We start from the raw sequence: 3,608 nt of genomic DNA on the forward strand, positions 1-3,608 counted from the left end.
CCCAGATCGAGACGAACGTTCTCGCTGGGTGCTCATGGGTGGAACATTGACATAGGCATCGCTCGCAAGGGTCTGGGGTCTAGTACGCCGCTTCGGTGGTTGGAACGGTTCGGGTCGGCGGGGGTGGTGCGTGCACGCTGTTGGGTCCTGAGGGACCGGACATGGCCTGGGGTCTTCGGATCCTTCGGTCGGGGTTGGTTCCCCGCAGGCCTTCATGCGCTGCCGGCGTTGCTGGTGGGGGTGGGGGTTCTGGTCGTCTGTTGAGAACTACATAGTGGACGCGAGCATCTTAGATTCGATGCCCTTCGGGGTGTCGGGTCACAAAGATCAAGCACGATGCATGCCTTCGGGTGTGTGTCGGACTGATCATTGGTCACCGCCGCCCCTGTCGGGGGTGGTGGTTTCTATGACTCATGTGATTTCAAGTTTCTAAGAGCAAACGGTGGATGCCTTGGCATCTGGAGCCGAAGAAGGACGTCGTAATCTGCGATAAGCCTCGGGGAGCTGATAAACGAGCTGTGATCCGAGGATTTCCGAATGGGGAAACCCCGCCAGGCCCTTCGGGTGACCTGGTGACTCCCGCCTGAATGTATAGGGCGGGTAGAGGGAACGTGGGGAAGTGAAACATCTCAGTACCCACAGGAAGAGAAAACAACCGTGATTCCGTGAGTAGTGGCGAGCGAAAGCGGATGAGGCTAAACCGGTCATGTGTGATACCCGGCAGGGGTTGCATGGTCGGGGTTGTGGGACCTCTCGGGCTGTTCTGCCGGACAGCCGCGGTGACGCGTCAGGTATAGACGAACCGGTTTGAATGCCGGACCGGAGTGGGTGTGAGTCCCGTAGTCGAAATGCCTGGCCGGCCGGAGGGGGATCCCAAGTAGCACGGGGCCCGAGAAATCCCGTGTGAATCTGTCAGGACCACCTGATAAGCCTAAATACTCCCAGATGACCGATAGCGGACAAGTACCGTGAGGGAAAGGTGAAAAGTACCCCGGGAGGGGAGTGAAATAGTACCTGAAACCGTTTGCTTACAAACCGTCGGAGCCTCCGTGTTGGGGTGACGGCGTGCCTTTTGAAGAATGAGCCTGCGAGTTAGTGATCTGTGGCGAGGTTAACCCGTGTGGGGGAGCCGTAGCGAAAGCGAGTCTGAATAGGGCGATTCAGTCGCAGGTCCTAGACCCGAAGCGAAGTGATCTATCCATGGCCAGGTTGAAGCGACGGTAAGACGTCGTGGAGGACCGAACCCACTTAGGTTGAAAACTGAGGGGATGAGCTGTGGATAGGGGTGAAAGGCCAATCAAACTTCGTGATAGCTGGTTCTCTCCGAAATGCATTTAGGTGCAGCGTTGCGTGTTTCTTGCCGGAGGTAGAGCTACTGGATGGCCGATGGGCCCCAACAGGTTACTGACGTCAGCCAAACTCCGAATGCCGGTAAGTGAGAGCGCAGCAGTGAGACGGTGGGGGATAAGCTTCATCGTCGAGAGGGAAACAACCCAGACCACCGACTAAGGTCCCTAAGCGCGTGCTAAGTGGGAAAGGATGTGGAGTTGCACAGACAACCAGGAGGTTGGCTTAGAAGCAGCCACCCTTGAAAGAGTGCGTAATAGCTCACTGGTCAAGTGATTCCGCGCCGACAATGTAACGGGGCTCAAGCACGCCACCGAAGTCGTGGCATTGCCGCACAGTGATTGGCCTTCGTGGTCCAGTCGTGGTGATGGGTAGGAGAGCGTCGTGTGCCGGGTGAAGCGGCGGTGGAAACCAGCCGTGGACGGCACACGAGTGAGAATGCAGGCATGAGTAGCGAAAGACGGGTGAGAAACCCGTCCTCCGGAAGACCAAGGGTTCCAGGGTCAAGCTAATCTGCCCTGGGTAAGTCGGGACCTAAGGCGAGGCCGACAGGCGTAGTCGATGGACAACGGGTTGATATTCCCGTACCGGCGAAGAACCGCCCACACGAGACCAGGAGTGCTAAGCATCCCAAGACCTGGTGATGTCCTTCGGGACGGATCCTGGTGGCGGCGTGCGACCCCGTCTGGTGGAGTGAGCGTGATAACAGGTGTGACGCAGGAAGGTAGCCCAGCCCGGGCGATGGTTGTCCCGGGGCAAGCGTGTAGGCCGAGTCGTAGGCAAATCCGCGACTCATCAAGGCTGAGACGTGATGCGGATGAAAAGTGGGTGATCCTATGCTGCCGAGAAAAGCATCGACGCGAGGTTCCAGCCGCCCGTACCCCAAACCGACTCAGGTGGTCAGGTAGAGAATACCGAGGAGATCGAGAGAATCGTGGTTAAGGAACTCGGCAAAATGCCCCCGTAACTTCGGGAGAAGGGGGGCCCGATTCGTGAAGGGACTTGCTCCTGGAGCGTTGACGGCCGCAGAGACCAGTGGGAAGCGACTGTTTACTAAAAACACAGGTCCGTGCCAAGTCGCAAGACGATGTATACGGACTGACGCCTGCCCGGTGCTGGAAGGTTAAGAGGACCGGTTAGCCCTTACGGGCGAAGCTGAGAATTTAAGCCCCAGTAAACGGCGGTGGTAACTATAACCATCCTAAGGTAGCGAAATTCCTTGTCGGGTAAGTTCCGACCTGCACGAATGGCGTAACGACTTCCCAGCTGTCTCAACCGCGAACTCGGCGAAATTGCAGTACGAGTAAAGATGCTCGTTACGCGCAGAAGGACGGAAAGACCCCGTGACCTTTACTACAGCTTGGTATTGGTGTTCGGTGTGGCTTGTGTAGGATAGGTGGGAGACTGTGAAGCGGGCACGCCAGTGTTCGTGGAGTCATTGTTGAAATACCACTCTGGTCACTCTGGATATCTAACTTCGAACCGTGATCCGGTTCAGGGACAGTGCCTGGTGGGTAGTTTAACTGGGGCGGTTGCCTCCCAAAGAGTAACGGAGGCGCCCAAAGGTTCCCTCAACCTGGTTGGCAATCAGGTGGCGAGTGTAAGTGCACAAGGGAGCTTGACTGCGAGACTGACAGGTCGAGCAGGGACGAAAGTCGGGACTAGTGATCCGGCAGTGGCTTGTGGAAGCGCTGTCGCTCAACGGATAAAAGGTACCTCGGGGATAACAGGCTGATCTTGCCCAAGAGTCCATATCGACGGCATGGTTTGGCACCTCGATGTCGGCTCGTCGCATCCTGGGGCTGGAGTAGGTCCCAAGGGTTGGGCTGTTCGCCCATTAAAGCGGTACGCGAGCTGGGTTTAGAACGTCGTGAGACAGTTCGGTCCCTATCCTCTGCGCGCGCAGGAAATTTGAGAGGATCTGACCCTAGTACGAGAGGACCGGGTTGGACGAACCTCTGGTGTGCCAGTTGTTCCGCCAGGAGCACCGCTGGTTAGCTACGTTCGGGATGGATAACCGCTGAAAGCATCTAAGCGGGAAGCCGGCCTCGAGATGAGATTTCCATCCCCATCATGGGGGAGAGGCTCCCAGCCAGACGACTGGGTTGATAGGCCAGATGTGGAAGCACCGCAAGGTGTGCAGCTGACTGGTACTAATACGCCGACAACTTGACAATCACCACATGTACTCCGTTCTAAGGCTGGAGTACATGGCCTGATGACTCGCGTCCACTCTGTGGTTCCCAACAGACGAACACACA

At 57.1% G+C, this 3,608-nt stretch carries 1 rRNA gene; it reads left to right on the forward strand.

The features are described 5' to 3' along the window. Positions 1 to 419: 419 nt before the first annotated feature. Positions 420 to 3,524: ribosomal RNA gene (locus tag GLX25_RS08100) — 23S ribosomal RNA — on the forward strand. Positions 3,525 to 3,608: the final 84 nt, after the last annotated feature.

This window comes from Agromyces luteolus (assembly GCF_009729855.1).
Taxonomy (GTDB): Bacteria; Actinomycetota; Actinomycetes; order Actinomycetales; family Microbacteriaceae; genus Agromyces; species Agromyces luteolus.